Consider the following 25,569-nt stretch of genomic DNA (forward strand, 5'->3'; position numbering starts at 1 on the left):
CTCGTCCTCCCCGGATGCACGAAGCTCGCCTTATCGCTCGGTCGCTCCCTCGGGTAAAGAAGAAAGACCGGAAGGCACTCCAGACGCCGAGGTCTCGTCCCGCTCGTCCGGATCACACGGTTCGTCGAGGTCGTCGGGTTCGTCCGCGGCGAGCGGGCCGCTCGACGTGAGCGCGGCGAGATCGGGCGCGAGCTTGCGCAGCGTGTCCTCGATGCGCGCGCGCACCGGATCGTCCTCGCCGAGCGGCGCGAATGCCTTTTCGTCGGGCGGCGTCGCGGGCGCGATCGAGCCCGCGCGGTGCGCGAGGGCGTAGCGCACGATCGCGAGCTCGAGCTCGGAGAGCGTCGTCGTGCGGCGCAGGTTCAACGAGGGCACGACGTACGTGAACGTCGCGCCGCCGTCGTCGCGTTCGTCGATCGCGACGATGTGCCCGCGGCGCGCGGGGTCGCTCTGCGTGACCTCGGCGACGACGCTGCGGAGGAGCTTTGCGCGGCGGCGGGCGTGGGCCGCCTCGGGGTCGGTGTAGAGCGCGAAGAAGCGGTTGCGCGAGTACGTCCCCGGGACGAGCACGAGCGCGACGAGCAGCGCCTCGAGGTCGGGCCGCGTGATCATTCGAGCTCGGCGGGGCGAGCCTCCGCGCCGCCCTGCTTCAGGAGCTCGGCCTGGCGATGCGTGCGCAGTGCGGCGATGAGCTCGTCGATGTCACCGTCCATGATGCGATCGAGCTTGTGCAGCGTGAGGCCGATGCGGTGATCGGTGACGCGGTTCTGCGGGTAGTTGTAGGTGCGGATCTTCTGCGATCGCTCGGCCGAGCCGACCATCGTGCGCCGCTCGGCGGAGAGCGCCTCTTCCTGCCGCTTGCGCTCGATGTCGAGCAGGCGGCTCTTCAGCACCTTGAGCGCCTTCGCCTTGTTCTTGAGCTGTGAGCGCTCGTCCTGGCACTTCACGATGATCCCCGACGGGATGTGGCGGATCTGCACGGCGCTGTTCGTCGTGTTCACGCCCTGGCCGCCGGGGCCGCCGGAGGCCGCGATCGAGATGTCGAGATCCTTGTCGTCGATCTGCACGTCGACGTCGTCGGCCTCGGGCAGCACCGCGACCGTCGCGGTCGACGTGTGGATCCGGCCTTGCGCCTCGGTCGCGGGCACGCGCTGCACGCGGTGCACGCCGCCCTCGTAACGCAGGTGCGAATAGACATCCTGGCCCGTGACGAGCGCGATGACCTCTTTGTACCCGCCGGCCGAGGCCTCGCTCACGCTGAGGATCTCGACCTTCCAGCGCTTCGTCTCGCCGTACCGCACGATCATGCGGAAGACGTCGGCTGCGAAGAGCGCCGCCTCCTCGCCGCCCTCGCCGCTGCGGATCTCGACGATCGTGTTCTTCGCGTCGTTCGGATCCTTCGGCAGGAGGAGCAATTCGAGCTCGTTCGCGATCGTCTCGCGCTCGGCTTCGAGCTCGGGCAGCTCGGCCCGCGCGAGCTCACCGAGCTCCGGATCGGTGAGCACCTCGCGGTCCTCCGCGATGCGACGCTCGATGTCGTTCAGGCGCGCGAACTGCGCCACGACGGGCTCGAGGTCCGTGCGCTCCTTGTTGAGCTTTTGCAGCTTCGCGTGATCGGCGAGCACCTCGGGCGAGCAGAGCAAGTGCTCGAGCTCCCGGAAGCGCCGCGCCACGGCTTCGAGCTTCGCGATCGGCAACATGGGGGTCGTTCCGAACTCAGACGCGCGCGCCGACGTAGCCCGGGTCCGCGAGGAGTCGGCCGTAATCGGGGAAGACGCGGTCGGGCACCTCGGCCGGCGCGCCCTGGGCCGCGGCTTCGCGCCAGAGCGTCGCGCGGAGCGAGGCGAGCGCCACCTCGAGCTGCGCGTGCTCGGGCTCCGCGGTCGTGATCTTCTGGACGAGGAAGCCCGGCCAGAGCAGCACTTGCAGCGGGCCCACCGTGCAGAAGCGCGCGAAGAAGCGCTGCAGCTCGTAGGTGATGGCCGCGATGAACGGCAGGAAGGGCAGCTTCATGAAGAAGAAGCCCACGCTCTGCGCGAGACGTCCGCCCGGGATCGTCGGGAGGAACGCGCCGATCGCCGAGAAGACGAGGATCGACACGAGCGCGACCATCACGAGGAACGTGGTGCCGCAGCGCGCGTGGAGCGTGGTCTTCTTGGCCGCGTTCTCGACCGTGAGCTCTTCGTGGGCCTCGTAGGTCGAAATCGCCTTGTGTTCGGCGCCGTGGTACTGGAACACGCGGCGGATCTCGGCGACCTGCCGGATGAGCAGCATGTAGCCGACGACGATGAGGAGCTTCGCCGCGCCCGTGAGCGCCTGGAAGCCCGGCGAGCCGATGGGGAGACCGAGGTCGAAGAGCTTGTTGATGCCCTCGGCGCCGGCCTGCGGGGCCGCGACGAACAGGCCCACGGCGAACAGGATCGAGATGAACCCGAACCCGCCCGCGCCCTTGCTCCCCGTGGACGGGGCCGCCTCTCCGCCCGAGGTGACGAGCGAGAGGATCGGGAGCGAGAGCGCCGTGAGGACGTTGCTCGCCGACGGCGGCGTCTTCTTCGACTTCGGCTTGTCGTCGTCGTGGGGGTTTGGGGGCGTAGCTCGGCTTTGCCGAGCGGAGCCCCCATCGTCATCTAAGTCTTGCTCGTAGAGATCGGCTGACCAGCGCAAGGCTTGCGAGCCGAGCTTGAGGGACTCGACGACGGTGACCATGCCGCGTACGAGCGGCCAGGTGCGTGGGCCCTGGGCGAGTGTGGGCGCGGCCCTTTCACGGACCACGAGCTCACCCGAACGCCTTCGGCACACGATGGAGAGCGAGCGAGGGGATCTCATCATGACCCCTTCGATCACGGCTTGCCCGCCGATGTACGGGCGCGCGACTTCCTGGCTCATCGGGAAGACTCTAGCGCGGGAAGTACCCGAGTGGGAGGCGCCCCCCCGCAGAGCGGGCGCCCCACGGGGGGAGATAGGCGGAATATGAGATTCCGCGCGGAATCAGGTCGCCTTTTGCGTCTGCCCGTACTTCTTGCGGAAGCGGTCGACGCGACCGGCGACGTCCATGACCTTCGCCTTGCCCGTATAGAACGGGTGGCACGCGGAGCAGATGTCGGTGGTGAAGCTGCCGCGGGTCGAACGGGTAACGACGACCGAGCCGCAGGCGCAGTTGATCGTCGACATGACGTAGTTGGGGTGGATGCCTTGCTTCATGGCGCTTCCTCCGAGAAGGGCCGAGCCTCTTAGCACGCACCTTCCGGAGATCGCAAGGGACGGTCATCAAGACGGGCAGGTTCTTCCGGGGCGCCCCGACCCGGGCATGGATTTTTCCGGGTTCTGCCAGCGCTTCCGTTGACGTGATGGGGGGTGTGGTTACTTTCGACGCCAAAGCGACCCGCGAAGCCGGAGCGACTCGAGAAACAGGAAGAATTTCAGAGGTTTCCGGCTCATCTACGTAGCGTTTTCCGGGCAGGCTCTCCCCGGCCGCTCTGCCTCGCACGCGCCGAATTTCGTGCGCGACCGTCTCGGAGGAAAAGGTTCCATGGGCAAGATCATCGGCATCGATCTCGGCACGACGAACAGCGTTGTCGCGGTGATGGAGGGCAAGGAGCCCAAGGTCATCGTCAACGAGGAGGGCTCACGGATCACTCCGTCGGTCGTCGCGTTCGATGACAAGGGCGAGGTGCTCGTCGGGCAGATCGCGAAGCGCCAGGCGGTCACGAACCCGCTGAACACGATCTACTCGGCGAAGCGCTTCGTGGGCCGCCGCTTCGAAGAAGTGAGCGAAGAGGTCAAGCGCGTCCCGTACAAGGTCATCAAGGGCAAGAACGGCGACGCCATCCTCGAGATCCGCGGCAAGCAAAACTCGCCGCCGGAGGTCTCGGCGAAGGTCCTGCAGAAGCTGAAGAAGGCGGCGGAGGACTACCTCGGCGAGAAGGTGACCGAGGCGGTCATCACGGTCCCCGCGTACTTCAACGACTCGCAGCGCCAGGCGACGAAGGACGCCGGCCGCATCGCCGGCCTCGAAGTCAAGCGCATCGTCAACGAGCCGACCGCGGCCGCGCTCGCGTACGGCCTCGACAAGAAGAACGACGAGGTCATCGCGGTCTACGACTTCGGCGGCGGCACGTTCGACATCTCGATCCTCGAGGTCGGCGACAACGTCGTGCAGGTCATCTCGACGAACGGCGACACGCACCTCGGCGGCGACGACGTCGACCACCTCGTGATGGATTGGCTGATCGCCGAGTTCAAGAAGGACACGGGCATCGACGTCGCGGCCGACAAGATGGTCGTGCAGCGCCTGAAGGACGCGGCCGAGCAGGCGAAGATCGAGCTCTCGAACGTGCAGGAGACGACGATCAACCTGCCCTTCCTCACGGCCGACGCGTCGGGCCCGAAGCACCTGCAGAAGCAGCTCAGCCGCGCGAAGCTCGAGCAGATGATCCGGCCGCTCATCGAGCGGACGATGGAGCCCGTGCGCAAGGCGCTCTCGGACGCGAAGAAGACGCCGCAGCAGATCGACGAGGTCGTGCTCGTCGGCGGCTCGACCCGCATCCCGCTCGTGCAGGAGACGGTGAAGAAGTTCTTCGGCAAAGAGCCGCACAAGGGCGTGAACCCGGACGAGGTCGTGGCCGTCGGCGCCGCGGTGCAGGCGGGCGTGCTCTCCGGCGACGTGAAGGACCTCGTGCTGCTCGACGTCACCCCGCTCTCGCTCGGCGTCGAGACGCTCGGCGGCGTGATGACGCCGATGATCCAGCGCAACACGACGATCCCGACGCAGAAGAAGGAGACGTTCTCGACGGCGACCGACAGCCAGCCCTCCGTCGAGGTGCACGTGCTGCAAGGCGAGCGCACCGAGGCGCGGTATAACCGCACGCTGGGCCGCTTCCACCTGGAAGGCATCATGCCGGCGCCGCGCGGCGTGCCGAAGATCGAGGTGACGTTCGACATCGACGCGAACGGCATCCTGAGCGTGCACGCGAAGGACATGGCGACGGGCAAGGATCAGCGCATCACGATCACGGCCTCCGGTGGTCTCAAGGAGGACGAGATCCAGCGCATGGTCCGCGAGGCCTCCGAGCACGAGGCCGAGGACAAGCGTCGTCGCGAGGAGATCGAGCGGCGCAACAAGCTCGACAACCTCTGCTACCAGATCGAGAAGACCGTCGCCGACAACAAGGACAAGCTGCCCGAGAGCGACGTGTCCGCGCTGAACGGCATCGTGGCCGAGGCGCGCCAGGCGATCGAGAAGCAGGACGACGCGGCCGTGCAGACCTCGCTCGAGAAGCTCGAGAAGGAGATGCACCGCATCGCGAGCGTGATGTACGAGAAGGCCGGTCCGCAGGCCGGTCCGCCCCCCGGCAACGGCGGCGCGCCGCCCCCGCCCGCCGGTGGCAAGGGCAAGGACGGCGTCATCGACGCGGAGTTCGAAGAAGGCTCCTGATCCTTCGAAACGAGGACGCCCCGGCGAGAACACGCCGGGGCGTCTCGAAAAACCCCGCGCCGCGTCCTGCGGTTGCGGGGTTTTTCCTTTTGGATCAGTCCGCGGGAGGGACTTCGCTCGGCGGATCCGGGATGACGATCGTGCCGTCCTCGGGCGGAGGATCCGGCTGCTTGGCCGTCGCCGTCGGGGTCGTCTTGGACGTGTTCGCGGGGGACGTCGTCTTCTTCGTCGTCCCCCCCGTCTTGCCCGTGCCCTTTTTCGTGGTCGGCATCGGCGAGCCGAAGCTCGCCGTGGGCGAGGGGACGGCCACCACGGCCGGCGGCTCGATGGGCTCGGGCGGAGGCGGCGCCGACGCGGCCGGGACAGGGCCGGGCGGGAGCATGTTCGATCGGACCACGACGTAGGCGATGCCGCCCGCGGCCAGGACGAACGCCACGCCGACGAACGCGAGGATGCGCTTGCGGCGCGAGCCGTCGATCTCGGGGGGCGCCGAGATCCGATCGCCGCTGTCCACGCCGGGCGCCGTGATCGGCGCGGGATGCCGCGGGATCCTCGCCTGCACGGGCTCCGGCGCCGGGGCCGAGGGCCGGGCCGCGGGGGCATCGAGCAGGCCTGCGGGCAGGACGGGCGCGCCGAGGTCGGTCAGGAACGGGTTCGCGGCAAGCTGCGGCTGCGACTGTGGCGGCGGCGCGCTCCCGCGTTGCGCGGGCTGCGCGGCTTGTGGGGGCTGCGTGACGGGCGACGGCATCGGCGCGCGCACGCCGGATGCGACCTTCGGCGCGGGCGCGGGCGTCGCCGTCGCGAGCGCTCTCGCGACGACGGGGGGCGGCGCCGTGGAGACGACGACCGGCGGCTCGTCGTCGAAGTCGAACTCGAAGTCGTCGATGTCCTCGGAGGCGGGGGCGTGCGGCGTGTGGTCGGCGAGGACCTCGACATCGGCGGGGTCGAGCAGCTCCGTCTTGGCGCGCTCGGCGCGCGGGGGCGGTTTTGCTGGGGACGCGGTCGCGCGCGGGGGCAACGCCGGCGCCTTCGCGCTCTTCGGCTTCGCGCTCGTGGGCGCGGGCGTGCCGGGCGCCGACGTGGGCGCGACGGGCGGCGGTCGGATCGACGCGGGCCGCGGCGGCAGCTCGCCGCGCATCGCTTCGGGCACGGAGGCGACGACGCGGGCGAGGGCCTCGGCGAGCTCACGCGCGCTTTGAAAGCGTTTGTTCGGGTCCTTGTCGCAGGCCTTCGCGAACCACGCGTCGAACTGGGACGGGACGCCTCTCCAGACCTTCGAGGGCACGGGTGGTTCGGCGACCGAGATCTTGATGAGCAGATCGCCGACGCCTTCGCTGTCGAAGGGCAGCTCGCCGACGACGCACTGGTAGGCGATCACGCCGATCGCCCAGAGATCGGTGCGAGCATCGATCTCCGAGATGCCCTTGACCTGCTCGGGGCTCATGTAGTGCGGCGTGCCGATGAGCGTACCGACGTTGGTGCGCTGCATCGTGGCCTTCGCCGGGTCGGTCACCTTCGCGACGCCGAAGTCGAGCACCTTCACGACCTCGTCGTCCTCGTTGTTGCAGAGGAAGACGTTCTCGGGCTTGAGATCGCGGTGCACGATGCCCGCGGCGTGCGCGCGCGCGAGGGCGCGGCAGACCTGCGTGATGACCTTCGACGTCTCGCGCAGCGAGAGCCGACCGCGCTTGTTGAGCCGCTCGAACAGGTCTTCGCCGTCGAGCAGCTCCATCACGATGAAGGGCTGCCCTTCGTCGATGCCGTGATCGAGGATCTGGACGACGTGGGCGCTGCGGAGTTGCGCGGCGGCGGTGGCTTCGCGCTTGAAGCGCTCGAGCGCGTCTTCGCGCTTCGCGAGCTCGGGGTCGATGAGCTTGACCGCGACTTCGGTGTTGAGCGCGAGGTGATCCGCGATCCACACGGCCCCTTGCGAGCCCTGCCCGAGGGGTCGGACGAGCCGGTAGCGGGTGCTGAGGACGCGGCCTGCCTCGAGGCTCATCAGGAACCCACAGAGTACGTGGCGCCCGGGGCAGATGTCGAGAGCGCGGCGTTCACCCCGCGGTCTCCTTCATGAGGTCCCGCCAGGCTTCGTAGGTGAGCTCGGGGTAGATGTAGTCTCCCTCGAAGTTCGTGTGGTGCAGCATGCGGCGCGCCACGTCGAAGATGAGCTGGCTCACGTCGTCACCGGGCTTCGCGGCGGCGAGCTTCTCGGCGTCTTCGCGGATCATCGCGTGGTGACGCAGGGCGACTTGCACCTCGGCGCCGAGGCCGCGGCGGTCGAGCTGCGGGAAGACGGCGCGCTCCTCGTACGCCATATGCCGCTCCATCGGGCCCTTGAGGAAGGCGACGAGGCTTTGGCGCTCCGCGGAGGACGCTTCGCGCGACTCCTGGGAGACCTTCATCAGCTTGCTCGCCATCTCGCGCGCGCGGTCCTCTTCCTCGAAGAGGGTCGCGAGCATGCGGTCGTATTCCATGTCGACTCCCTGGACTAAATCAATTTGCCGCGAGGGTCGAGAGGCGAAACCGAAACGCGTCGTGTTCTAGTCCTCGGCCTCACGGGCCGCGTTTTTCTTTTTTTCCTCGGCCTCGGCGCGGGAGCGGGCGATCGCGGCCAGGCGGCTCGTGACGCCCTGCGCGACCATCGTGAGGACTTGTTTCTCGAGGGCCTTCGGGTCGTTCGGGTCGCCACCGAAGGAGATCCGGCTCTTGGCGCTTGCGCCGCCCTCGACGCGGCCGATGACGGTGCAGCGGATGCGCAGCACGTCGCCCTTCTTCTCGACGACGTACTCGGTGATCTTGGCGCGGAGCGCGACCTTGCCGGATTTGCCGAAATCGGCCTTGCGGCTGGCCTCTTTGAGGAGGTTGCGAAGGGTGCGGGCGATCCGGTCGCCGTCTTTTCCTTCCGGGGCGTCGACGCGGGTCCACTCGACGGTGGCCTTGCCGCGCGCGAACGCGCTCGAAGCGGGCGCGAGCGAGGCGGTCAAGGCGAGCGCGAGGGCAGCGATCAAACGAGAGACGCGGCGCATGCGCGGGAGGGTAGAGGCGCGCGGCGTGGTGGGCCAAGAACCGGACCGAGAGACTCGCTCCCTCCGAGCGACCGCGCTATGCATCGAGGTACCCATGGAAAGGTCTTCGATCGCGCAGGCCATCGGCGAGGGAACACGACGTCTGCGCGCCGGGGCGTCGTGGAAGAGGGGCATCGCGTGGGTGATCACGCTCGGGCTCGTCTCGAGCACGGCGCTCGCGCAATCGCCCGGGAAAAAGCCCGATGCCGCGGCGGCAAAGAAGCCCGCCGCGGGCGTCCAGGACAAGGACAAGCGCGTCCAGGACACCGACAAGCGCGTCCAGGACAAGGACAAGCGCGTCCAGGACAAAGGTGCGAGCGCGCAGCCGTCCTTGCCCAAGGCGCCGACGCGGTGGACGGCGGCGCAGCCGGATCCGATGGTGGATTTCGCGATCCAGCGCGCCACGGCGGGCGGGCCGGATGCGCTCGCGGGGCTGCTCGTGGCGACGACGCTCGATGAGCGCGCGACGCTCGGAAAGGTGCGCGGGGGGCTGCGCGCGGTGGCCGCGACGAAGTCGCCCGTCGCGGGGGATGCGCGGGCGCTCGCGGCGTGGCTCACGCCGAGCCCGGCGGGGGCTGCGTGGGCCGGATCGAAGTCGATCGCGTACGACGTCGCGCCCGACACGAGCGGGCTCGTGCGGTCGATGGCGATCCTGGGACCGTTCCAGGACAAGGGCGAAGGCATCCGCGACAAGGAAGGGCCGGAGGCGCCGGGGCAGAAGTTCAATGACGCGGCGGCGCGGTATTCGTGGGGCGTGTACGACGTCGCGTGGCGGCGCATCCTGCCGCAGTCGTCGACGTGGCGGGGTGTTCCGCTCGACCTCTACGTGCATCCGCGCGCCGAGAGCTGCACGTATCTCGCGTCGAAGGTCGTTTTCCCGAACCCGCCCGCGGGCCAGGCGCAGAAGCCCGTGCTCGTGCACGTGGCGTCGACGGGCAAGGTGCGGCTGCTCTGGGACGGCGCCGATGTCGTGATGAGCGAGGAGGTGCATCCGCGCCTCGTGCTGGATCGGCTGGCGGCGCAGATCGAGCCTGCGCCGGGGCCGCACCTCGTCGCGGTGAAGGTCTGCTCGGGCGCGACCTCGGACGAGGGGCGCGTGCGCTTGCGCTTCACGGATGAAGTGGGCGCGCCGGTCACGGTGTCGTCGTCGTCGGACATCACGAACGTGGTGCTGCCCGCGGCCGCGGAGAAGAAGCCGGGCAAAGCAGGGAAAGTGGATCCGGCGAAGGAGGCGCGCGTGGCTGCGGAGATCAAGCCGCCGAAGGGCGTCACGCGTGTAAAAACGCAGCTCGAAGTCGGCCTCGACGTGGGCGCGAATCCGAGCCCGGATGTGGCGCTGCGGGCGGCGATCCTGCGGACGCTCGGGGGCGCGGAGGACGCGCGTTCGCCGCGCGCGCCGGGGCTGCTCGAAGCCGCGTTGCGAGCGAAGGAGACGCCGCCCGACCTGCTCGCGCTCGCGGGGTACGTCTCGCCGTTCGGCGCGGAGCGGAGCGAGCGGCTGAACCTCGCGTTCGAGCGCGGCAAGGCTGCGAGTGACGACGCGACGGCGGCGTTCGCGCAGCGGCGGCTCTTCGAATCGTCGCTCGCGGCGCGTTACCCCGACTGGGCGATCGCGCGTGTCCGCGAGGCGCCGCTCTCCACCGCGACGGACCTCGAAGCGCGGCTGCTCAAGATCGCGGGGCGCTCGCAGATGGGCGCGCAGGGCGCGTACCGGGCGCATCGCGACGAGCTCATGGCGATGTCGGGCGAGGATCGCGGGCGCGCGCCGACGGCCGTGTGGGCCGAGCTCTCCTCGGTGTCGCGGTCCGATCCGCAGACGGCGCTGCTCGCGGCGCGCAAGCTCGTGGAGCAACGCGCGGGCGCGCGGGACAGCCGCTACGTGTCGGCGTTCCGGGTGCAGGGCGGCGCGGAGCTCGAGCGCGCCGCGGCCGAGAGCCTCGCGCACCAGCGATCGGCCGACGAGCTCGTGGCGATCGGGGGGCAGCTCCTCGAAGCGGGCAGGAACGCCTGGGCGCGCGAAGTGTATTACGTGGCGACCCTGGTCTCGCCGAACAAGGCGTCGGCGTTCGACGGGCTCGCGGCCGCGCGGACCGCGGTGCTGGCGGACGAGGCGCGGCAGGGCAAACCGCCGTCGGAGCCGGCCGAGCGCGTGACCGAGGCGCTTGCGCGGGCGCTCGCGCTCGAGCCGACGGATCAGCAACGCAAGGCGGAGATCGCGCTCCGCACGCGCACGCCGCAGGGCAAGACGACGATGCCCGACGAGCAGTCGATCGTGCAGCCGAGCGTCTTTCTCGCGCGGGCCAAGGCGAACCCCGCGAAGAAGGGCGAGGTCTTCGATCGGCAGCTCCACTGGACGCGCGTCGTGACGTACCACGCGGATCGGCGCGTCTCGCAGCTCATGCATTACGCGCGCGAGATCGTGGTCGAGCCGCGCACGGAGAGTGACCTCTACGAGCCGGACATCCCGACCGAGGGCGATCGCACGGAGCTGCTCTTCGCGCGCGTGCACCGCAAGGACGGCTCGATCGCGCTGCCCGAGGAGCAAGGCGGCGGCGGGCGTGGCGCGTACGTGCGCTGGCCGAAGCTCTCGTCGGGCGACGTCGTCGAGATCGCGGTGCGCTCGTGGACGCGTGATCCCGTGGGCCGGCGCGGCGATGCGCCGTTCTACTTCATCGACTACGTGGGCTCGATGGATACGCGGCCGATCCTCTTCAACGAGGTCGTCGTCGACTCGCCCGCGGCCTCGCCGCTCGCCGTCGACGTGATCAACGGCAAGGCCGATCGGGCGGAGACGAAGACCGTCGGCGACCGCGTGATCAAGCGCTTCGTATGGGACAACCCGACGAACGTGCGTGACGAGCCGCTCGCGCCGCCGATCGCGGAGACGGTGCCCGTCGTGGTGGGCTCGACGTTCGCGGGCTGGGGCGATTTCCGGACCTGGTACAAGAGCGCGATCGAGGGTTTCTCCACGCCCGACGAGCGCATCAAGGAGCTCGCGGCCGAGCTCACGAAGGGCAAGAAGACACGCGACGAGAAGATCCGCGCGGTCTTCGACTATGTCGCCGACTCGATCCGGTACGTGAACTACGTCTCGGGCGAGGCGTGGCTGCCGAACCGCCCGCAGATCTCGCTCGCGCGCAAGCAAGGCGACTGCGACGACAAGGCGATGCTGCTCATCACGCTGCTCAAGGCGATCGGCATCGAGGCGACCGAGGTGCTCGTGCAGACGCGGTACACGGGGCAGTCGATGTTGCTTCGGAGCGAGAAGGTCGCCGTGCCGATGTTCGATCACGGCATCGCGTACCTGCCCGCGAAGGACGGCGCGCCGGCGATGTGGCTCGACGCGACGAGCCCGCAGAGCCGCCTCGGACCGCTGCCGGCGATGGATGCGCGCACGCTCGCGTTCTTCATCGACGACGGCCCCGCGAAGATGATCGAGACGCCCGCGAGCTCGCCCGACGATCACGGCATCGACGCCGAGTGGCGGATCGAGCTCGACACGCAGGGGCGCGGCAAGCTCACCGCGAACGAGCGGCACGTGGGCGATGCGGCGTTCGAGCTGCGCACGAACCTCGTCGAGCCCGACGCGCGCAAGCAATGGGCCGAGACGTACCTCACGGGCAAGTGGGTGCCCGGCGTGGAGCTCAAGGGCGAGGTCGGCTTCGACGGCGCGCTGCCGGGCGGCGCGGCGAAGCTCTCGTACGAGGCGACGAGCCAGGGCATCGCGCGGCGCGAAGGAAACGAGCTCGTGGTGCCGGTGAGCGACACGGCGACGCTCACGTCGCAGCTCGCGCCGCTCTCGTCGCGCACGCTGCCGGTGGTGCTCCCGCCGTCCCTCGCGCCGCGGCACGAGACCCGCGCGATCACGATCGTCCCGCCCGAGGGGTACGTCTTCGCGGAGCTGCCGCCGGGTGGTGAAGAGGCGGGCGGCGAGTTCGGGCGCGCGAAGATCGAGTTCTCTCCGGGCGAGGGCGGCGCGGTCGTCGTGAAGCGCACGCTCGTGTTCGATCTGTCGACGATCTCGGTCGACAAGTACACGAAATGGCGCGCGTGGTTGCAGCGGGTCGACGGCCTGATGCACCGGGTCGTGCGGCTCGTGCCCGGGGACGCAAGCAAGACGGCACCACAAAAGACGGCGGAGAAGCCCTCGCGATGAGCGCTTCGTTTTGAGCCCCAACGACCGGCGCGCGCTGCCGGAAAGACTTCACAAGATCGTCACCAAAACGTAGAGATATCCATGGAGGTCGGGCGTCCCCCGCCTCGCGAGGAGGTCTCATGCGTTGTCCTTCGCTTGCCGCGCCTTCCTTTCGTGCCCTTCTCTGCGTCCTCGTTCAGATGCCACTCGTCGCCGCGTGCAGTGGCACCGACGAGGAGCCGCCTGGGGCCACCGACTGCTCGGCCCTGAAGTTCGAGGCCGGGGATCCGAGCGGGCACAAGGACCCGTTCGGGGCCAAGGCGGCGGGGCAGGCGCGCGCCGGCAAGGTCACCGAGCTCGCGGGCATCGCGCAGCCGGGGCATGGCCGGCAGCGGATCGAGCCGGGGGATTTCGTCCTCGCGAACGACAAGATCGTCGTGTTCATCGAGGACAAGGATTTCTCCGACGGGTATGCGCGCTTCGGCGGCGAGATCCTCTCGATCGACAAGGCGAACGCCGAAGGCAAGCCGACGGGCGTGTCGATGTACAACGAGACGCTGAGCGGGATCTCGGTCGAGATGATCGATCCGACGAGCGTCACGGTGCTGAAGGACGGCTCGGACGGCGGCGAGGCCATCGTGCGGGTCGCGGGCAAGCTCTCGAAGATCCCGTTCATGCAGGGGCCGCTCTCGTATCTGTTCCCGCGGACATACGAGCTCGAAGCGGTCTACGATTACGTGCTCCGGCCGGGGGAGGAGCGCGTCACGATGCGCATGGGCGTGGTCAATGCGACAAACGAGCCGCTCGACCTCGGCGTGGAGCGCCCGGATCCGGACGAGCTGCTCGGCTTCTTCCATTCCAGCAACGCGCAGCTCGTGACGCAGGAGTTCGGGTTCGCGGAGCCCAAGGGGCGCGTCGCGTGGGCGGGCTTCGACGGCGGCGATTTCGGATTCGCGTACCGCATTCCCGACCACGAACTCGCGTATGGCCTGACGGTCAGCGGCTTCTCGCTCTTTTATGGTCCTGGCTTCGTCGTCGAGGCTTGCTCGGCGAAGTCGATCGATCGGGCGGACATCATCGCGGGCGGGCCTGATTACGACGGCCTTGCCGAGGCGGTGCGGCGCGTCGCCGGCGAGGCGCCGTGGCGCGAGATCAAAGGGAAGGTCGAGGACGCGCAGGGCAACGGAATCGCTTCGGCGTGGCTGCACGCGGTGGGCGCGGACGGCGCGTATTTGAGCCGGACGCGGACGGATTCGGAAGGCGCGTTCGTGGTGCACGCGCCGCCGGGCGCGTCCGTGACGCTCGTGCCGCAGAAGCAGGGATATGCGCCGCACGCGGGCTTCGGGGTCGGGGCGAACGAGGCGACGGCGACGATTCCGCTCGATCCGAACGGCACGATTCACGTGGTCGCGAAGGACACGGCGACGGGCGTGGCGCTGCCGGTGCGCGTGCAGGTCGTGCCGAAGGACGTGCTCGCCGCGGCGCCCGAGGCGTTCGGCGTGCCCGACGAGGTGAACGGCCGATTGCACCAGGTCTTCGCGATGGACGGGAATGCGACGGTGGCGGTGCCGCCGGGCGAGCATACGGTGATCGTGTCGCGTGGCTACGAATGGGAGCTGCTCTCGACGGACGTGACGGTCGCGGCGGGCGAGACGCTGGAGGTCCCGGCGAACCTCGTGCATTCGGTGGACTCGACGGGCGTGATGTGCGCCGATTTCCACATTCATTCGCAGTTCTCGGCGGACTCGAGCGACCGGATCGTGCAGAAGGTGCGGAGCGCGATCGCCGACGGGCTCGACATCCCGGTGTCGAGCGAGCACGAGTGGGTCGCGGATTTCCAGCCGTTGATCCAGGACATGGGCCTGACGCAATGGGCGTTCGGGATGGCGTCGGAGGAGCTGACGACGTTCACGTGGGGTCATTTCGGCGTGCTGCCGATGACGCCGGACCTGACGAAGGCGAACAACGGCGCGGTCGACTGGATCGGCAAAGACCCGAAGGACGTCTTCGCGCTCGTGCGCGCGCTCCCCGACAACCCCGTGCTCATCGTGAACCACCCGAGCGGCGGCGGATTCGGCGCCTATTTCAGCGCGGCGGGGCTCGACCGGAAGACGGGCAAGGGCCGCGACGGGTTCTGGAGCGACGATTTCGACGCGATCGAGGTCTTCAACGACTCCGATTTCGAGGCGAACCGGAAGGACTCGGTCGCCGATTGGTTCGCGCTCCTGGAGGCGGGGATGACGGTGTGGGCCGTGGGCAGCTCCGACAGCCATTATCTGCGGACGAGCCCGGTGGGGTATCCGCGGACGTGCCTGCCCTTCGGGCACGACGACCCGACGAAGCTGACGAAGCTCCTCGTGCGTGACGCGGTCGGGAATGGTTCGGCGACGATCAGCGGCGGCCTCTTCATGACGGCGGCGGGCCCGAATGGGGAAAAGCCTGGGCAGATGGTGCAGACCGGCGCGGGTGGGATGGCGACGTTCACGCTCACGATCGAGTCGGCGAGCTGGGTGGATGCGAGCACGCTGGAGACGATCGTGAATGGGAAGACGGTGTCGACGGAGCCACTCGTGCCGGTGGATGGCTGGGCCGGCCCGTCGAAGAAATTCGTCCATCAGGTCACCGTGACGCTGGACCCGTCGCGCCCGAGAAACTGGGTGATGTTCCACGCGAAGGGCGACGGAGACCTCGCGCCGCTGCATCCCGGGCGAAGGCCGTTCGCGGCGTCGAATCCGTTTTTCCTGACGCCCTGAAGCGGCCGTCTGCGCGGCATTGCTCGTCCCCGCCCGGTGGCTCGGGCGGGGGGGACACGAAACCGCGCGTATCGGGAGCCGTACGTCTCCATCTGGGAGGTCGGCACCCTATATTGACGCAGCACCCATGCCATCCAATCGCCAACGCGCGGCCAGGCTGCGGAGGCGGCCCGCCTGGCCCAGGCGCTCGACCCCTGCGGCAGGGACTCGCGCAGGGTCGGAAGCTACGTCACACTTGCGCACTGTGCTTGCCCACGCTCCCATCGTGCTCTTCACGCTCGACGAACGCGGCGTCTTCACGCTCCAGGAGGGGCGCGGGCTCGAAGCGGCGAGGCTCCACCAGCACGAGGAGATTGGCCAGTCGATTTTCCGCCTGTATCAGGACTACCCGTGGGTCACCGACAGCGCGCGGCGGGCGCTCGCCGGCGAGAGCGTGCGCGTGGTCGGGGAGTATCACGGGGTCTGGTACGAGGTGGATTTCATGCCGCTCCGGATCCCGGAGACCAAGAGCTCGGGCGTGCTCGGCGTCGCCACGGACGTCACCGCGCGCAAGCGCGCGCAAGACGCCCTCGAGCAGCAGCAAGCGGTGCTCAAGTACGTCATCGCGAACGTCCCTCACGCCATCTTCTGGAAAGATCGCGAGGGTCGATTTCTGGGAGGCAACCAGAACTTTTTGAATGATACGGGCACGAAGACCCTGGAGAACCTCGTAGGAAAGACCGATTACGACGTTTGGGGTCGGCGCGAGGACGCGGACGCATTCGTCAAGGCCGACCGCGAGGTCATGGAGGGCGGCGCGTCGATGCTCGATATTGAAGAGCCCGTCCTCCGCACGGATGGAGCGCGGCGTGTGCTGCTCACGAGCAAGGTCCCGATTCGCGACGACAGCGGCAAGGTGACCGGGCTGCTCGGCATCTACGCCGACATCACCGAGCGCAAGCAGATGGAGATTGACCTCCAGCACGCCAAGGAGGCCGCCGACGACGCAGCCCGCGCGAAGGGGCAATTCCTCACGGTCATGAGCCACGAGCTGCGCACGCCGCTCGCGCTGATCCTCGGCCCGCTCGCCTCGCTGCTCTCCGGGGAGGCAAACGAGCGCGAGCCGCTCTCGCCGGGCGTACGCGCGGATCTCGAGCGCATCCAGCGCAATGCGCGCCGGCTCCATCGCCTCGTCGACGACATCCTCGATTACCAGAAAATCGAGGCCGGGAAGTTCACGGTCGACTGGGAGGCCGTCGATGCCGCGGAGCTCTGCGCCGACATCGTCGACGCCGCGCGCCCTTCGGCGGTGCGCGGCGGCATCGAGCTCTCGCTTCGCGCCTCGGCCCTCGGCCCGGTCCCGCTCGATCGACGCAAATTCGAGAGGATCGTGCTGAACCTGCTCGGCAATGCTTTGAAGTTCACCCCGCCGGGCGGGCGCATCGTGGTCCGCCTGCGGAAGGTCGAGGACGAGCTCGAATTCGCGGTCGAGGATACGGGGCCGGGCATTCCGGCGGACAAACAACACCTGCTCTTTCGGCAATTTCAGCAGATCGACGCCTCGGCGACGCGCAAGCACGAAGGGACGGGGATCGGGCTCTCGCTCGTCAAGGAGCTCGCGGAGCTCATGGGCGGCAAGGCCTTCATGGAGAGCACGCTCGGCGTGGGCTCGTGTTTCTTCGTGCGGCTCCCGTGCGCCGCGGACCCCATGGCCGCGCCGCGGCCTGCGCCCGCGCCGGTCGACGCGCGGCTGTCCGCGTCCCACGCGGGCCATTTCGAGGCGCCCGCGGCGAGCGCCCGGTGCGTCGAGACGAGCGGGCGCGGCCCCCGCGTGCTCGTGGTCGAGGACAACCCCGACATGGGTTCGTATCTGGTGGATCTCCTCTCCGCCGAATACGACATCGAGCTCGTGACGAATGGCCGGGCGGCGCTGGAAGCCGTGGAGGCGCGGCGCCCCGAGGTCATCGTATCGGACGTGATGATGCCCGAAATGGACGGCTTCGAGCTCGTTCGCCGGCTCAAGCGAGACCCGGCGTCGCGCGACATTCCGATCCTCCTGCTGACGGCGAGGGCGGGGTACGCCGCGGCGGTCGGGGGCCTCGATACCGGCGCGGACGATTATCTGAGCAAGCCGTTCGAGCCGGCCGAGCTCGCGGCGCGTGTGCGCGCGGCCGCGCGTCTGCACCGCGTGCACGTCGAGCTGGCCGAGAAAAACCGCGAGCTCACGGCGACCTTGCAGCGGCTCTCCGAGACGCAGGAGGAGCTCGTGCAGGCCGGGAAGATGGCGGCGGTGGGCACGATGCTCGCGGGCCTCTCGCACGAGATCAACAATCCCCTCGCGATCGTCCTCATGAATGCTCAGCTCTTGCTTCGTCGGCTCGACGCGGCCAAAGGGCCGACCCTCGACGAGGCTGGCCTCCGCAAGGCGCTGCACACCATCGAGTCGCAATCGACGCGTTGCTCGCGCCTCGTGCACACGCTGCTCGACTACTCGCGCGACCATCCGACCGGGCGTGAGCCGTGCGACGTGCGGGCGGCGCTCGACCGCGTGCTCGCGTTCACGGCGCCTCAGGCGCGTGCGCGCGAGGTACGCCTGGAGGTATGGCAGGATCCCGAGGCTCCGCCGGCGGTGTTCGCGAATGCGGCGCAGCTCGACGCGGCTCTGCTCAACGTGGTCGGCAATGCGCTCGATGCCGTCTCCGAGGGCGGCGCTGTCTCCGTCGTGGCGCGGCCGCTCGACAAGGGGAAGGACGCCGCCCCCGCCGTGGAGATCGAAGTGCGCGACACCGGCTGTGGGATCCCGGCCGAGAACCTCGACCGCATTTTCGAACCCTTTTTCACCACGAAGCCGCAGGGGCAGGGGACGGGCCTCGGGCTCACGCTCACCCAGAGGTTCGTCACGGACCACGGCGGGCGTCTCTGCGTCACGAGCCAGCTCGGCGTGGGGACGACGGTCCGCATGTCGCTGCCGGCGGCGCCGTGACGAGCCGCTCGGGCCCCTGCGCCGACGAGGGGGTCATCCTCCCTCCCACGACCTGAACCGATACGCGCATCGGTTCGGGTCCTCCCCCCCACGGTCGGATCCTCAACGCGTGGCGCGGGGGTCGTCACCGCCGCCGGACCAAGCTCCCCTTCTGCCCGGCTTCGAGCGTCCCCTCGCCGACGAGGAACAGCTCCGTCGTGCCCTTGCCCCAGATGCCCTGGAGCGCCGCGGCGCCGTGCGGCCAGTTGAGCTCGTCTTTCCACGTCTTGCCGCCGTCGCTCGTGTGCTGGAACTGCTGGTTGCGGCCGATCACGTAGAGGTCGCCCTTGCCCACCACGCGGATGCCGAGGAGCTCGTCGCCGTCGAAGCTCCCGATCGATTTCCACGACGCCGCGCGGTCGTTCGATTCGTACACCGTGCCCTTCGCGCTCACGGCGTACAGGTAATCGATGCTCGCGCCGTCGATCTGGCGGAGCGGCGCGTCGAGCGTGTCGACCGGCAGCTTCGCCCAGAGATGCCCGCCGATCTTCGATTGCAGCACGATCGGCGCGCCGTCCTTGCTGGCCTGACCCACGACGTAAATGTCATCCGCGCCGCTGCCCCACACGTCGTACAGCGTGCCGACCACGCCGCTCGTGTCCTTCGTCCACGTCTTGCCGCCGTCCGTCGTGTTGAGGATGTTCCCGTCGCCGCCCACGACGTAGACGTCGTCCCGGCCGCTCCCCCATACCGCCATGAAAAAGGTGCCCGTGATCGGGATCTTTTGCGGCGACCACGTGATGCCGCCGTCCGTCGAGTGCATGATCGCATTGCCGCCCACGACGTAGATGTCGTCCGGGCCGCTGCCCCAGACGCAGCGCAGCCACGCGTCCTTCGGCGAGGCCTGCCGCGTCCAGTTGATTCCGCCGTCCTCGCTGCGCAGGATCGTCCCGCCGCCGCCCACGGCGATCACGAGCTTGTCGAGGCCCCAGATGCCGCTCAGCGTATCGACGTAGTTGCCGCGCTGCCCAACCCACGCCGAGGCCGCGGCGTCGGGGAGGGTGAGCGTCAGAGGCCCGAGCGCCGGGCCCTCGTCTTCGGGCTCCGTCTCCTCGGTTTTCGTATTCGTAGGGGGTTTCGGCGTGGTCTGCGTTTGCTGACCGCCGCACGCAGAGGCGAGGAGGACGACCGCGAGTCCCGCGTACGGGACGGAACGAAGAAATCGAGTGACTCGGCGCGCCATGAGGTGCTCGTAGGGTAGGCCAAGGTGGGCGAGGGCGTAAAGGTTCGCGTGCGCAGGAGGCCCACACGGCCTCGTTGGTGATAAGGTTTCGTGGGAGCCGAGGAGCCGCTCGATGGGCGGCGCAACGCGGTCACGAACCGATGGCAGGCTGGGGAGATGGAGAACAGCCGGCGCCGAAAGCGCTGGCGATCCGCGGCGAAGTTGCGTGGGAGTCCCTCCGCGAACGCGTCGACAACGTGATCGGATTCTGGGTCGGCTTCGTGTTTTCACCGGTGCCGGCGGAGCTCCGCACCCTGCGCGAGCGGGTCGGGCGGCACGTGACCGGTGACAATCACATGATGGTGACGCTCGTGCCGAACACGCCGGAAGAGCTGCTCGGTTTGCCCACGCGGCTGCTCGAAGATCGGAGCTTCGCGAACGCATCCCTCGTCTGGATCGAGGCGCTCCACGCCGAGGCGCCCGGCGCGCCCGAGACCCCGTGGACGCGCGCCTGGGAGCAGACGGTGATCGAGATCGAGGCGCTCTTCGAGGAGCTGCGCGGCGTCCTGCTCGGAGGCATCGTGCTCGCCGCGCCGCCGGGCGTGGTCGATCCCGTGTCGAAGGCCGCGCCAGATCTCTGGCAGGTGAAGGCGCTGTCCCTCCTCATCACGCCGCGAAACGCGAGCGCGCCGCGATCGAGCACGCCGCTGCCCGTGCGCGGCGGGTCGAGGCCCTCGACGAGCTCCATGCGCGCCGCGATCGCCGATCCGGACGAACTCGTGGCGATCTCGCAAAACCCAGAGCGGCTCAAGGCCTGGCAAGCCGAGAACTCGACGCGCGCGTCGACGCCGTCGATGCCCCCGGCGTCGTTCGCGCCCGCGACGCTCGGCTCGAGGCCGACGCCGCCGCCGCCTCCGCCGCGGGCCGAGGTGGCCCGCGCGCACGCGCTCGTCGACGCCGCCGAGGGGTTCTTGCGGCAAGGCCGGATGCAGGACGCGAAGGACGCGGCCGACGAGGCGGCGACGCTGCTGCGCGTGCGCGGCGACGCGCTCGACGAGGCGCGTGTCTTCGCGGTGCTCGCGGAAATCGAGACGGAGAACGAGGACCTGTCGCGCGCGGCGGTGCACGTGCAGAAGGCGCTCGCGATGTACGGCGCGCGGATGCCGGGGCAGGTGCCGCCGGCCTGGTATTGCCTGGCGGCGCGGATCGCGCGGGAGCGGCGCGAGCACGTGGCCGCGACGCGCTTCGAGGAGCTCGCGCTCGGGGCGATCCGCGCGATGCGGCAAGGCGACGAGGGGCCGGACGCATTGTTCGAGCTTTCGGACGCGCTCGAGCGGATCGGCGATGCGCGGCTCGCCGCGAACAAGGGGGCGGACGCGACGGTGGCCTTCTCGGAGTGTTTGCTCCTGCGACGCCGGGTCCTCGCGGCGATCGGGGAGGGGCCGGAGGCGCTCGGCGAGGTGTCGTATTCGTTGAAGCGCCTGGCCGACGCGTGTGTGCACGCGAGCGACGTGGTCGGCGCGGTCGCGGCGTATCGCGAGGCCGTGGCGATCGATCGAAAGCTTTACGCGGCGAGCGAGAAAAACGCGGAGGTGCGTTACCAGCTCGCCGACTCGCTCTGGCGGCTCGGGGACGCGCTCACGACGAGCGGCGAGGCGTCCGAGGGCGAGGCGATGAGCGAGGAGGCGACGCGCCTGCTCGCCGGAGCGGAGCCGCCTTCGGGGCCGCCGTCGCGGATCTTCGGTCCGGCATCACGGCGAGGGCCGCGCCCGGGGCGCTCGTGGTAATCTCCGCGTCCCGACCATGATTTCCCTGAACGCCGAGTGGACCCGGCTCCTCCACAAGTACCAGGATGATCACCAAGATCCGCGCAACCAGGCTTGCCACAAGGTTGGCATCCCCCTCATCGCGCTGAGCTTCCCCGTGGGCGCGACGCTCGTCGGCTTGCCGCTCGCGGGGGCGATGTTCACCGTGGGCTGGGGTTTCCAGTTCGTGGGGCACGCACTCGAAGGGAAAAAACCTTCGTTCGTGGACGACAAGCGGAGCCTGGTCATCGGGCTGCTCTGGTGCATGGAGAAGTACGGCGTGCGCGTGTACGAAGAATCGCCCGCGGCATGACGACCTCGCCACGCGTGCCAAGCGCGCGTGGATGAGGCAGCATGGAGGCCGCCGATGCGCCATTTAACGCTTGGGGGCTCCGCTCGGGCGAGCCGAGCTACGCCCCCAAACCCCCAGCATGCTGCCCGTCTCGGGCTCATTTCTGCGGCGCTCCTCGCCGCTTGTGCAAACCCGACGCCCGTCGCGCCGCAGCAGCCGCCGTCCGCCAAGCTCGCGGAGTCGTTTGTCGCGGCGATCGACGCGGAGGCGGCCGATCCACTCGCGTCGGCGAAGTACCTCGACGCGATCGATCGGGCCGTCGCGAACGGGCGTGATCCCGAGGCGCTCGCCACGGTCGTCGCGTCGCTCGACGCGCTCGCGTTCCGGGAAGTCGAGGCGCTCGGGTTGCCCGGAGAACAGGCCGTCGCGTATCGCTCGCGCGACGGGATGCCCGCCGTCGTGGAGCGGCTGCGCGCGGCGTGGACGGCGGCCGGTGAGCGGCTCGCGCAAGGCGACGATCCGGGCGTGCTGCCGGTGATGCGCGGGAAGCTGGCGACGGCGCTGCACGAGCTCGCGATGTACGTGGGGCAAGAGCAGGCGGCGATGGTGTGGGGCGAGCGGCGGGGATGCGCGCGGGAAGCCGCGCTCGTCGCGCCGCTCGATTTCGCCGCGTTGCGAGGCCTCGCGGAGCCCTCACAGGTCGTACCGACGGGCGCGTTTGGCGCGACGTACCCGGGCGCGCGGCCGTTCTTCGCCGAGGTGACGCCGTACGTGGTGCGCGCGGACGCGTGCGCGCTCGACGTGAACGCGACGTTCTCGCTGCCCGGCGTGCGCGCGGTCGTGGTCGACATCGAGAACCCGCGCGAGCAGACGGTGTTCGTGTCGCTCGCGTCGAGGTCGGCGGCGGTCGTCGACGTCGCGGGGACGCGCGTGATCCGTCGTGGCTTCGAGGCCGGTGATGGGGCCGTGACGCGGCTCGGGCGTGTCTCGCTCCCGGTCGGGCGCGCGCGTGTCGTCGTGCGGGTCGGGCAGATGAGCGACGGGGATCAGATCGAACTCGACGTGTGGGGCGACGACGGCCTGCCCTTGCCGCTGCGCGCGCCGAAGGCGGGCGATGTGGCCACGGTGAGCCGGGCCTCGGGCGCGGCGCCGATCGAGATCACGGCGTCGAGGGCCGGGGACGCGACGCTCGCGCTCACGACGGCCGCGCTGCTCGGGCTCGGGGAGGCGCGCGTGGCCGAGCATCTCCTGGAAGAGCGAGGTTTGCCGGAGACGAGCAGCCCGCGCGTGTTCTTGCTGGCCGCGCGCGCGACGGCGAAGGCCGACGATCTGCCGGATTCGAAGCAGATCGAGCGGCTGCGCGCCTACACGGAGAAGACGCTCGCGGCCTGGCCAAAGGCGTGGGAGGCGCTCGTGACGCGCGCGGCGCTGACGGAGCGCAGGCGCGTGGTCGAGGGGCTCGCGGACGCGCTCGGCGAGCTCGGCGTGCGTCCGCCGGCGTCGGGGCAAGCCGTGGACAAACCCACGGCGGAGAAGGCCGTGACGGATCCGATGACGCTCACGTACGTGGCCGCCGCGGCGAAGCGCGGGCAGATGCTCGACGTCGCGGAGGAGGCGTACCGCGCGCTGGAGACGGCCGTGCCGGGATCGCCGCTGCTCGCGCGGGTCGACACGTACCTGCACGGGCGGGTCGGCGCGGACGCGGTGAAGGCTGCGTGCGCGGGAGGGACAGGCCGCGCGTATCTCCCGTGCATGCACGCGCATAAGCAGCGCGGAGACGCGCGCGCGGCGCTGGAGGAGCTCGGCCGCGTGCGGCGCCTGCGCTCGGCGCCGGATGCGTTTCGCGATGCGGAGGTCGGGCTCCATGTGCTCGCGGGAGATCTCGACGCGGCGATCGCGGCCTACGACGCGACGCCGCCGGCGCGGAGGCGTTTGCTCGACGCGCTCGGCTTTGCGGCGGGCCGGAACCGGTCGGATCTCGTGCGTCCGCGCCTCGAACGCGATCAACGTGTGGCGGTCGACACGCCGTATGCGATCCCGATCCTACGTCGGATCCTCGCGCTCGAACCCGATCAAGCGCGCGAACTCGAGGCCGAAGGCGCGCGCCTCGTGTCGGCGGATCGCGCGACGAACGTGATGCCCGGCGCGGGCACGGCGGTGCTCCGGCACGTCGAGCGGTACGCCGTGGATGCGGGCGGCGTGCTCCGGTACCTCGTCTACGATCTGCGGCGCGTGTCGGGCACGACGGACGTCGCGGAGGGCGCGGACTCGTACGGGCCTTCGATCGAGGCGAACGCCGCGCAGCGCTTGCTCCGGCGCCGCATCCACAAGCGCGACGGCCGCGTGGTCGAGCCCGATCAGGTCGCGGCCGAGCAGAGCCACAGCGATCTCTCGGAGCTCGAAAAGGGCGACTACGTCGAGCAGATCCTCGAAGGGTTCGTGCTGCCGGACGCGGGCGGGCAGATCGTGGTGGACGGGCCCGACCTCTTGCCGGCCCGCACCGGCGTGCGCGAGGCGGAGATCGAGCTGCGCCGCCCCGCCTCGCTCGCGCTCGGGCTCTGGTCGCATCCGCTGCTCGGCAAGCCGCAGGTCCGCACGGACAAGGGCGACGAGGTCCGCGTCTGGCGCATCGAGAACAAGGAGCCGCGCCGCATCGAGGACGGCGTGCCGCGGCTCGAACAGGCGGTGACGATCAGCTTCGGCACGCAGACGTGGGCGAACCTCGGTCGTTTGCTCGACGATCACGTCCGCGCGCTCGAAGACAAGGATCCGTACGTCGCGCGGTTCGCGCGCGAGGCCGCGGGGAGCGTCACGGCGCCCTCGCGCGCGCTCGTCGAGCGCGTGGTCACGGCCGTGGGCAAGCGCGTGAAGGTGCCCGGCGGCGGCGAGCTGTCGGACGTGTCGGCGATGTACGGCACGGGGCCGCAGCAGACGACGGCGCGCACGGTGCTGGAGCTCGGCCAGGGCAGCCGCGCGCTCGTCGTGTGGCGCGCGCTGCGCGAGCTCGGCGTGGACGCGCGCCTCGCGATCGCCGAGACCGAGCCGTTCAGCGGCGCGGCCGACTTCCCGCCGCACGTAGGCCGCTTCCGGTATCCGCTCGTCGTCGCGCGTTTGCCCGAGGGCGAGCTGTGGATCGACGCGGACGTGGACGGTCCGCCCTTGCCTCCAGGCCGCGTGAGCCCGGAGCTTCGGGGCAGGAACGCGATCCTGCCCGACGGCAGTCTCGTGACGGTGCAGGGCGACGCGAGCGAGAAGGGCGACGAGGTGGAGATCCGGCTCGCGCTCGACGCGTCGGGCGTCGCGCGCGGCACGTTCTCGATCGCGCTGCGCGGGCGCGAGGCGCAGTCGCTCGCGGACTCGCTCGACATGGTCGTCGGCACGGATCGGCGCGAGATGCTCCGCAACGTGGTGCTCACGTGGGTGCCCTGGGCCGACGTCGAGGACGTGGAGCTCGGATCGAGCGAGGGCTCGTGGGAGGTCTCGGTGCGCGCGAAGATCGCGATCTTCGGCTACTCGCAGCCCGAGACCCGCGACGGCAAGACGTGGCTGCTGCCGGGCCTCGAACCGATGCACCTCGCGCGTGGTTTCTCCAGCACGCTCGCTTCGTTCTACGCGTCCCGCGCGGGCCGCGAGAGCGCGCTGACCATCGACAGGCCGCTCCAGTACCGCGTCCGCCGTCGCATCGAGCTGCCCAAGGGCGCGACGGTCGCGCGCGCGCCGTCGTCGGTGAAGGTCGCGCACGAGGGGTTCTCCGCGTCGCGCGAAGGCTCGTACAAGGAGGGCGTGATCGAGGAGGCGTTCTTGCTCGATCTGCCGACGGGCACGGTGTCGGCGGGCGAGTACGACAGCTTCGTCGAGCGGGTGCGCGCCGTGGACGACGGCTTCATGGCCGGCACGCGCGTGAAGGTGTCACCCTGAGCCT

The 25,569-nt window shown here is 69.8% G+C and carries 15 protein-coding genes; 7 read left to right on the forward strand and 8 right to left on the reverse strand.

Annotated features, from left to right (window positions below):
- Positions 1–30 precede the first annotated feature (30 nt).
- The 4 genes from POL67_RS02320 to rpmE form a co-directional block, all read right to left on the reverse strand.
- A complete protein-coding gene (locus POL67_RS02320) occupies positions 31–612 on the reverse strand; it encodes a hypothetical protein (RefSeq protein WP_271915092.1) in 582 nt (193 codons plus the stop codon).
- Positions 609–1,700, reverse strand: a complete 1,092-nt coding sequence (gene prfA, locus POL67_RS02325) for a peptide chain release factor 1 (protein WP_271915094.1) — start codon at positions 1,698–1,700, stop codon at positions 609–611. Before prfA ends, POL67_RS02320 begins: the two co-directional genes overlap by 4 nt.
- Positions 1,701–1,716: 16 nt before the next feature.
- Complete coding sequence (locus POL67_RS02330) at positions 1,717–2,886, reverse strand: DUF1385 domain-containing protein (RefSeq protein WP_271915095.1); 1,170 nt, start codon at positions 2,884–2,886, stop codon at positions 1,717–1,719.
- A 102-nt stretch (positions 2,887–2,988) separates the two neighbouring features.
- Positions 2,989–3,201 (reverse strand): 50S ribosomal protein L31, encoded by a 213-nt coding sequence (gene rpmE, locus POL67_RS02335; RefSeq protein ID WP_271915097.1) that lies wholly within the window; start codon positions 3,199–3,201, stop codon positions 2,989–2,991.
- A gap of 328 nt (positions 3,202–3,529) precedes the next feature.
- On the opposite strand from rpmE, the gene dnaK reads away from it, so the two are divergent.
- Positions 3,530–5,434 carry a molecular chaperone DnaK gene (gene dnaK, locus POL67_RS02340; RefSeq protein ID WP_271915099.1) on the forward strand — a complete coding sequence of 635 codons (1,905 nt, stop codon included), beginning with the start codon at positions 3,530–3,532 and terminating at the stop codon, positions 5,432–5,434.
- A 94-nt stretch (positions 5,435–5,528) separates the two neighbouring features.
- On the opposite strand, the gene POL67_RS02345 is transcribed toward dnaK, so the two are convergent.
- From POL67_RS02345 to POL67_RS02355, 3 genes are all read right to left on the reverse strand, one after another.
- Positions 5,529–7,433 (reverse strand): serine/threonine-protein kinase, encoded by a 1,905-nt coding sequence (locus tag POL67_RS02345; protein WP_271915101.1) that lies wholly within the window; start codon positions 7,431–7,433, stop codon positions 5,529–5,531.
- A 52-nt stretch (positions 7,434–7,485) separates the two neighbouring features.
- Positions 7,486–7,908, reverse strand: coding sequence for a hemerythrin domain-containing protein (locus POL67_RS02350; RefSeq protein ID WP_271915103.1), 423 nt, complete (start codon positions 7,906–7,908; stop codon positions 7,486–7,488).
- Positions 7,909–7,974: 66 nt separating this feature from the next.
- Entirely contained in the window at positions 7,975–8,460 is a 486-nt protein-coding gene (locus tag POL67_RS02355; RefSeq protein WP_271915105.1) for a hypothetical protein, read from the reverse strand.
- 94 nt (positions 8,461–8,554) lie between these two features.
- Between POL67_RS02355 and POL67_RS02360 the strand changes: the two genes are divergently transcribed.
- The 3 genes from POL67_RS02360 to POL67_RS02370 all read left to right on the forward strand — a co-directional run bounded on the left by POL67_RS02360 (position 8,555) and on the right by POL67_RS02370 (position 18,349).
- Positions 8,555–12,655, forward strand: a complete 4,101-nt coding sequence (locus tag POL67_RS02360; protein WP_271915106.1) for a transglutaminase domain-containing protein — start codon at positions 8,555–8,557, stop codon at positions 12,653–12,655.
- Positions 12,656–12,774: 119 nt separating this feature from the next.
- Entirely contained in the window at positions 12,775–15,387 is a 2,613-nt protein-coding gene (locus tag POL67_RS02365) for a CehA/McbA family metallohydrolase (protein ID WP_271915108.1), read from the forward strand.
- A gap of 127 nt (positions 15,388–15,514) precedes the next feature.
- Positions 15,515–18,349 carry an ATP-binding protein gene (locus tag POL67_RS02370; protein ID WP_373372344.1) on the forward strand — a complete coding sequence of 945 codons (2,835 nt, stop codon included), beginning with the start codon at positions 15,515–15,517 and terminating at the stop codon, positions 18,347–18,349.
- Positions 18,350–18,473: 124 nt separating this feature from the next.
- Here POL67_RS02370 and POL67_RS02375 read toward each other — a convergent pair whose 3' ends face one another.
- Positions 18,474–19,571 (reverse strand): WD40/YVTN/BNR-like repeat-containing protein, encoded by a 1,098-nt coding sequence (locus tag POL67_RS02375; RefSeq protein ID WP_271915112.1) that lies wholly within the window; start codon positions 19,569–19,571, stop codon positions 18,474–18,476.
- A 140-nt stretch (positions 19,572–19,711) separates the two neighbouring features.
- Here POL67_RS02375 and POL67_RS02380 point away from each other — a divergent pair, with 140 nt between their 5' ends.
- Genes POL67_RS02380 through POL67_RS02390 form a run of 3 tightly spaced genes read left to right on the forward strand, consistent with a single transcriptional unit; the run spans position 19,712 to position 25,565 of the window.
- The gene (locus POL67_RS02380; protein WP_271915114.1) at positions 19,712–21,337 is read left to right on the forward strand and encodes a tetratricopeptide repeat protein; all 1,626 of its coding nucleotides are present in this window, start codon (positions 19,712–19,714) and stop codon (positions 21,335–21,337) included.
- A gap of 16 nt (positions 21,338–21,353) precedes the next feature.
- Positions 21,354–21,668, forward strand: coding sequence for an Mpo1-like protein (locus tag POL67_RS02385; protein WP_271915115.1), 315 nt, complete (start codon positions 21,354–21,356; stop codon positions 21,666–21,668).
- 54 nt (positions 21,669–21,722) lie between these two features.
- The gene (locus POL67_RS02390) at positions 21,723–25,565 is read left to right on the forward strand and encodes a hypothetical protein (RefSeq protein WP_271915118.1); all 3,843 of its coding nucleotides are present in this window, start codon (positions 21,723–21,725) and stop codon (positions 25,563–25,565) included.
- Positions 25,566–25,569: the final 4 nt, after the last annotated feature.

Origin of the sequence: Polyangium mundeleinium (assembly GCF_028369105.1) — a bacterium.
Lineage (GTDB): Bacteria > Myxococcota_A > Polyangia > Polyangiales > Polyangiaceae > Polyangium > Polyangium mundeleinium.

Coding starts and splice junctions, on each gene's coding strand:
- POL67_RS02355 (WP_271915105.1), bottom strand. CDS start 8,460: ATGCGCCGCGTCTCTCGTTTGATCGCTGCCCTCGCGCTCGCCTTGACC.
- POL67_RS02380 (WP_271915114.1), top strand. CDS start 19,712: ATGGCAGGCTGGGGAGATGGAGAACAGCCGGCGCCGAAAGCGCTGGCG.
- POL67_RS02375 (WP_271915112.1), bottom strand. CDS start 19,571: ATGGCGCGCCGAGTCACTCGATTTCTTCGTTCCGTCCCGTACGCGGGA.
- POL67_RS02350 (WP_271915103.1), bottom strand. CDS start 7,908: ATGGAATACGACCGCATGCTCGCGACCCTCTTCGAGGAAGAGGACCGC.
- POL67_RS02365 (WP_271915108.1), top strand. CDS start 12,775: ATGCGTTGTCCTTCGCTTGCCGCGCCTTCCTTTCGTGCCCTTCTCTGC.
- dnaK (WP_271915099.1), top strand. CDS start 3,530: ATGGGCAAGATCATCGGCATCGATCTCGGCACGACGAACAGCGTTGTC.
- rpmE (WP_271915097.1), bottom strand. CDS start 3,201: ATGAAGCAAGGCATCCACCCCAACTACGTCATGTCGACGATCAACTGC.
- prfA (WP_271915094.1), bottom strand. CDS start 1,700: ATGTTGCCGATCGCGAAGCTCGAAGCCGTGGCGCGGCGCTTCCGGGAG.
- POL67_RS02320 (WP_271915092.1), bottom strand. CDS start 612: ATGATCACGCGGCCCGACCTCGAGGCGCTGCTCGTCGCGCTCGTGCTC.
- POL67_RS02360 (WP_271915106.1), top strand. CDS start 8,555: ATGGAAAGGTCTTCGATCGCGCAGGCCATCGGCGAGGGAACACGACGT.
- POL67_RS02330 (WP_271915095.1), bottom strand. CDS start 2,886: ATGAGCCAGGAAGTCGCGCGCCCGTACATCGGCGGGCAAGCCGTGATC.
- POL67_RS02370 (WP_373372344.1), top strand. CDS start 15,515: ATGCCATCCAATCGCCAACGCGCGGCCAGGCTGCGGAGGCGGCCCGCC.
- POL67_RS02345 (WP_271915101.1), bottom strand. CDS start 7,433: ATGAGCCTCGAGGCAGGCCGCGTCCTCAGCACCCGCTACCGGCTCGTC.
- POL67_RS02385 (WP_271915115.1), top strand. CDS start 21,354: ATGATTTCCCTGAACGCCGAGTGGACCCGGCTCCTCCACAAGTACCAG.
- POL67_RS02390 (WP_271915118.1), top strand. CDS start 21,723: ATGCGCCATTTAACGCTTGGGGGCTCCGCTCGGGCGAGCCGAGCTACG.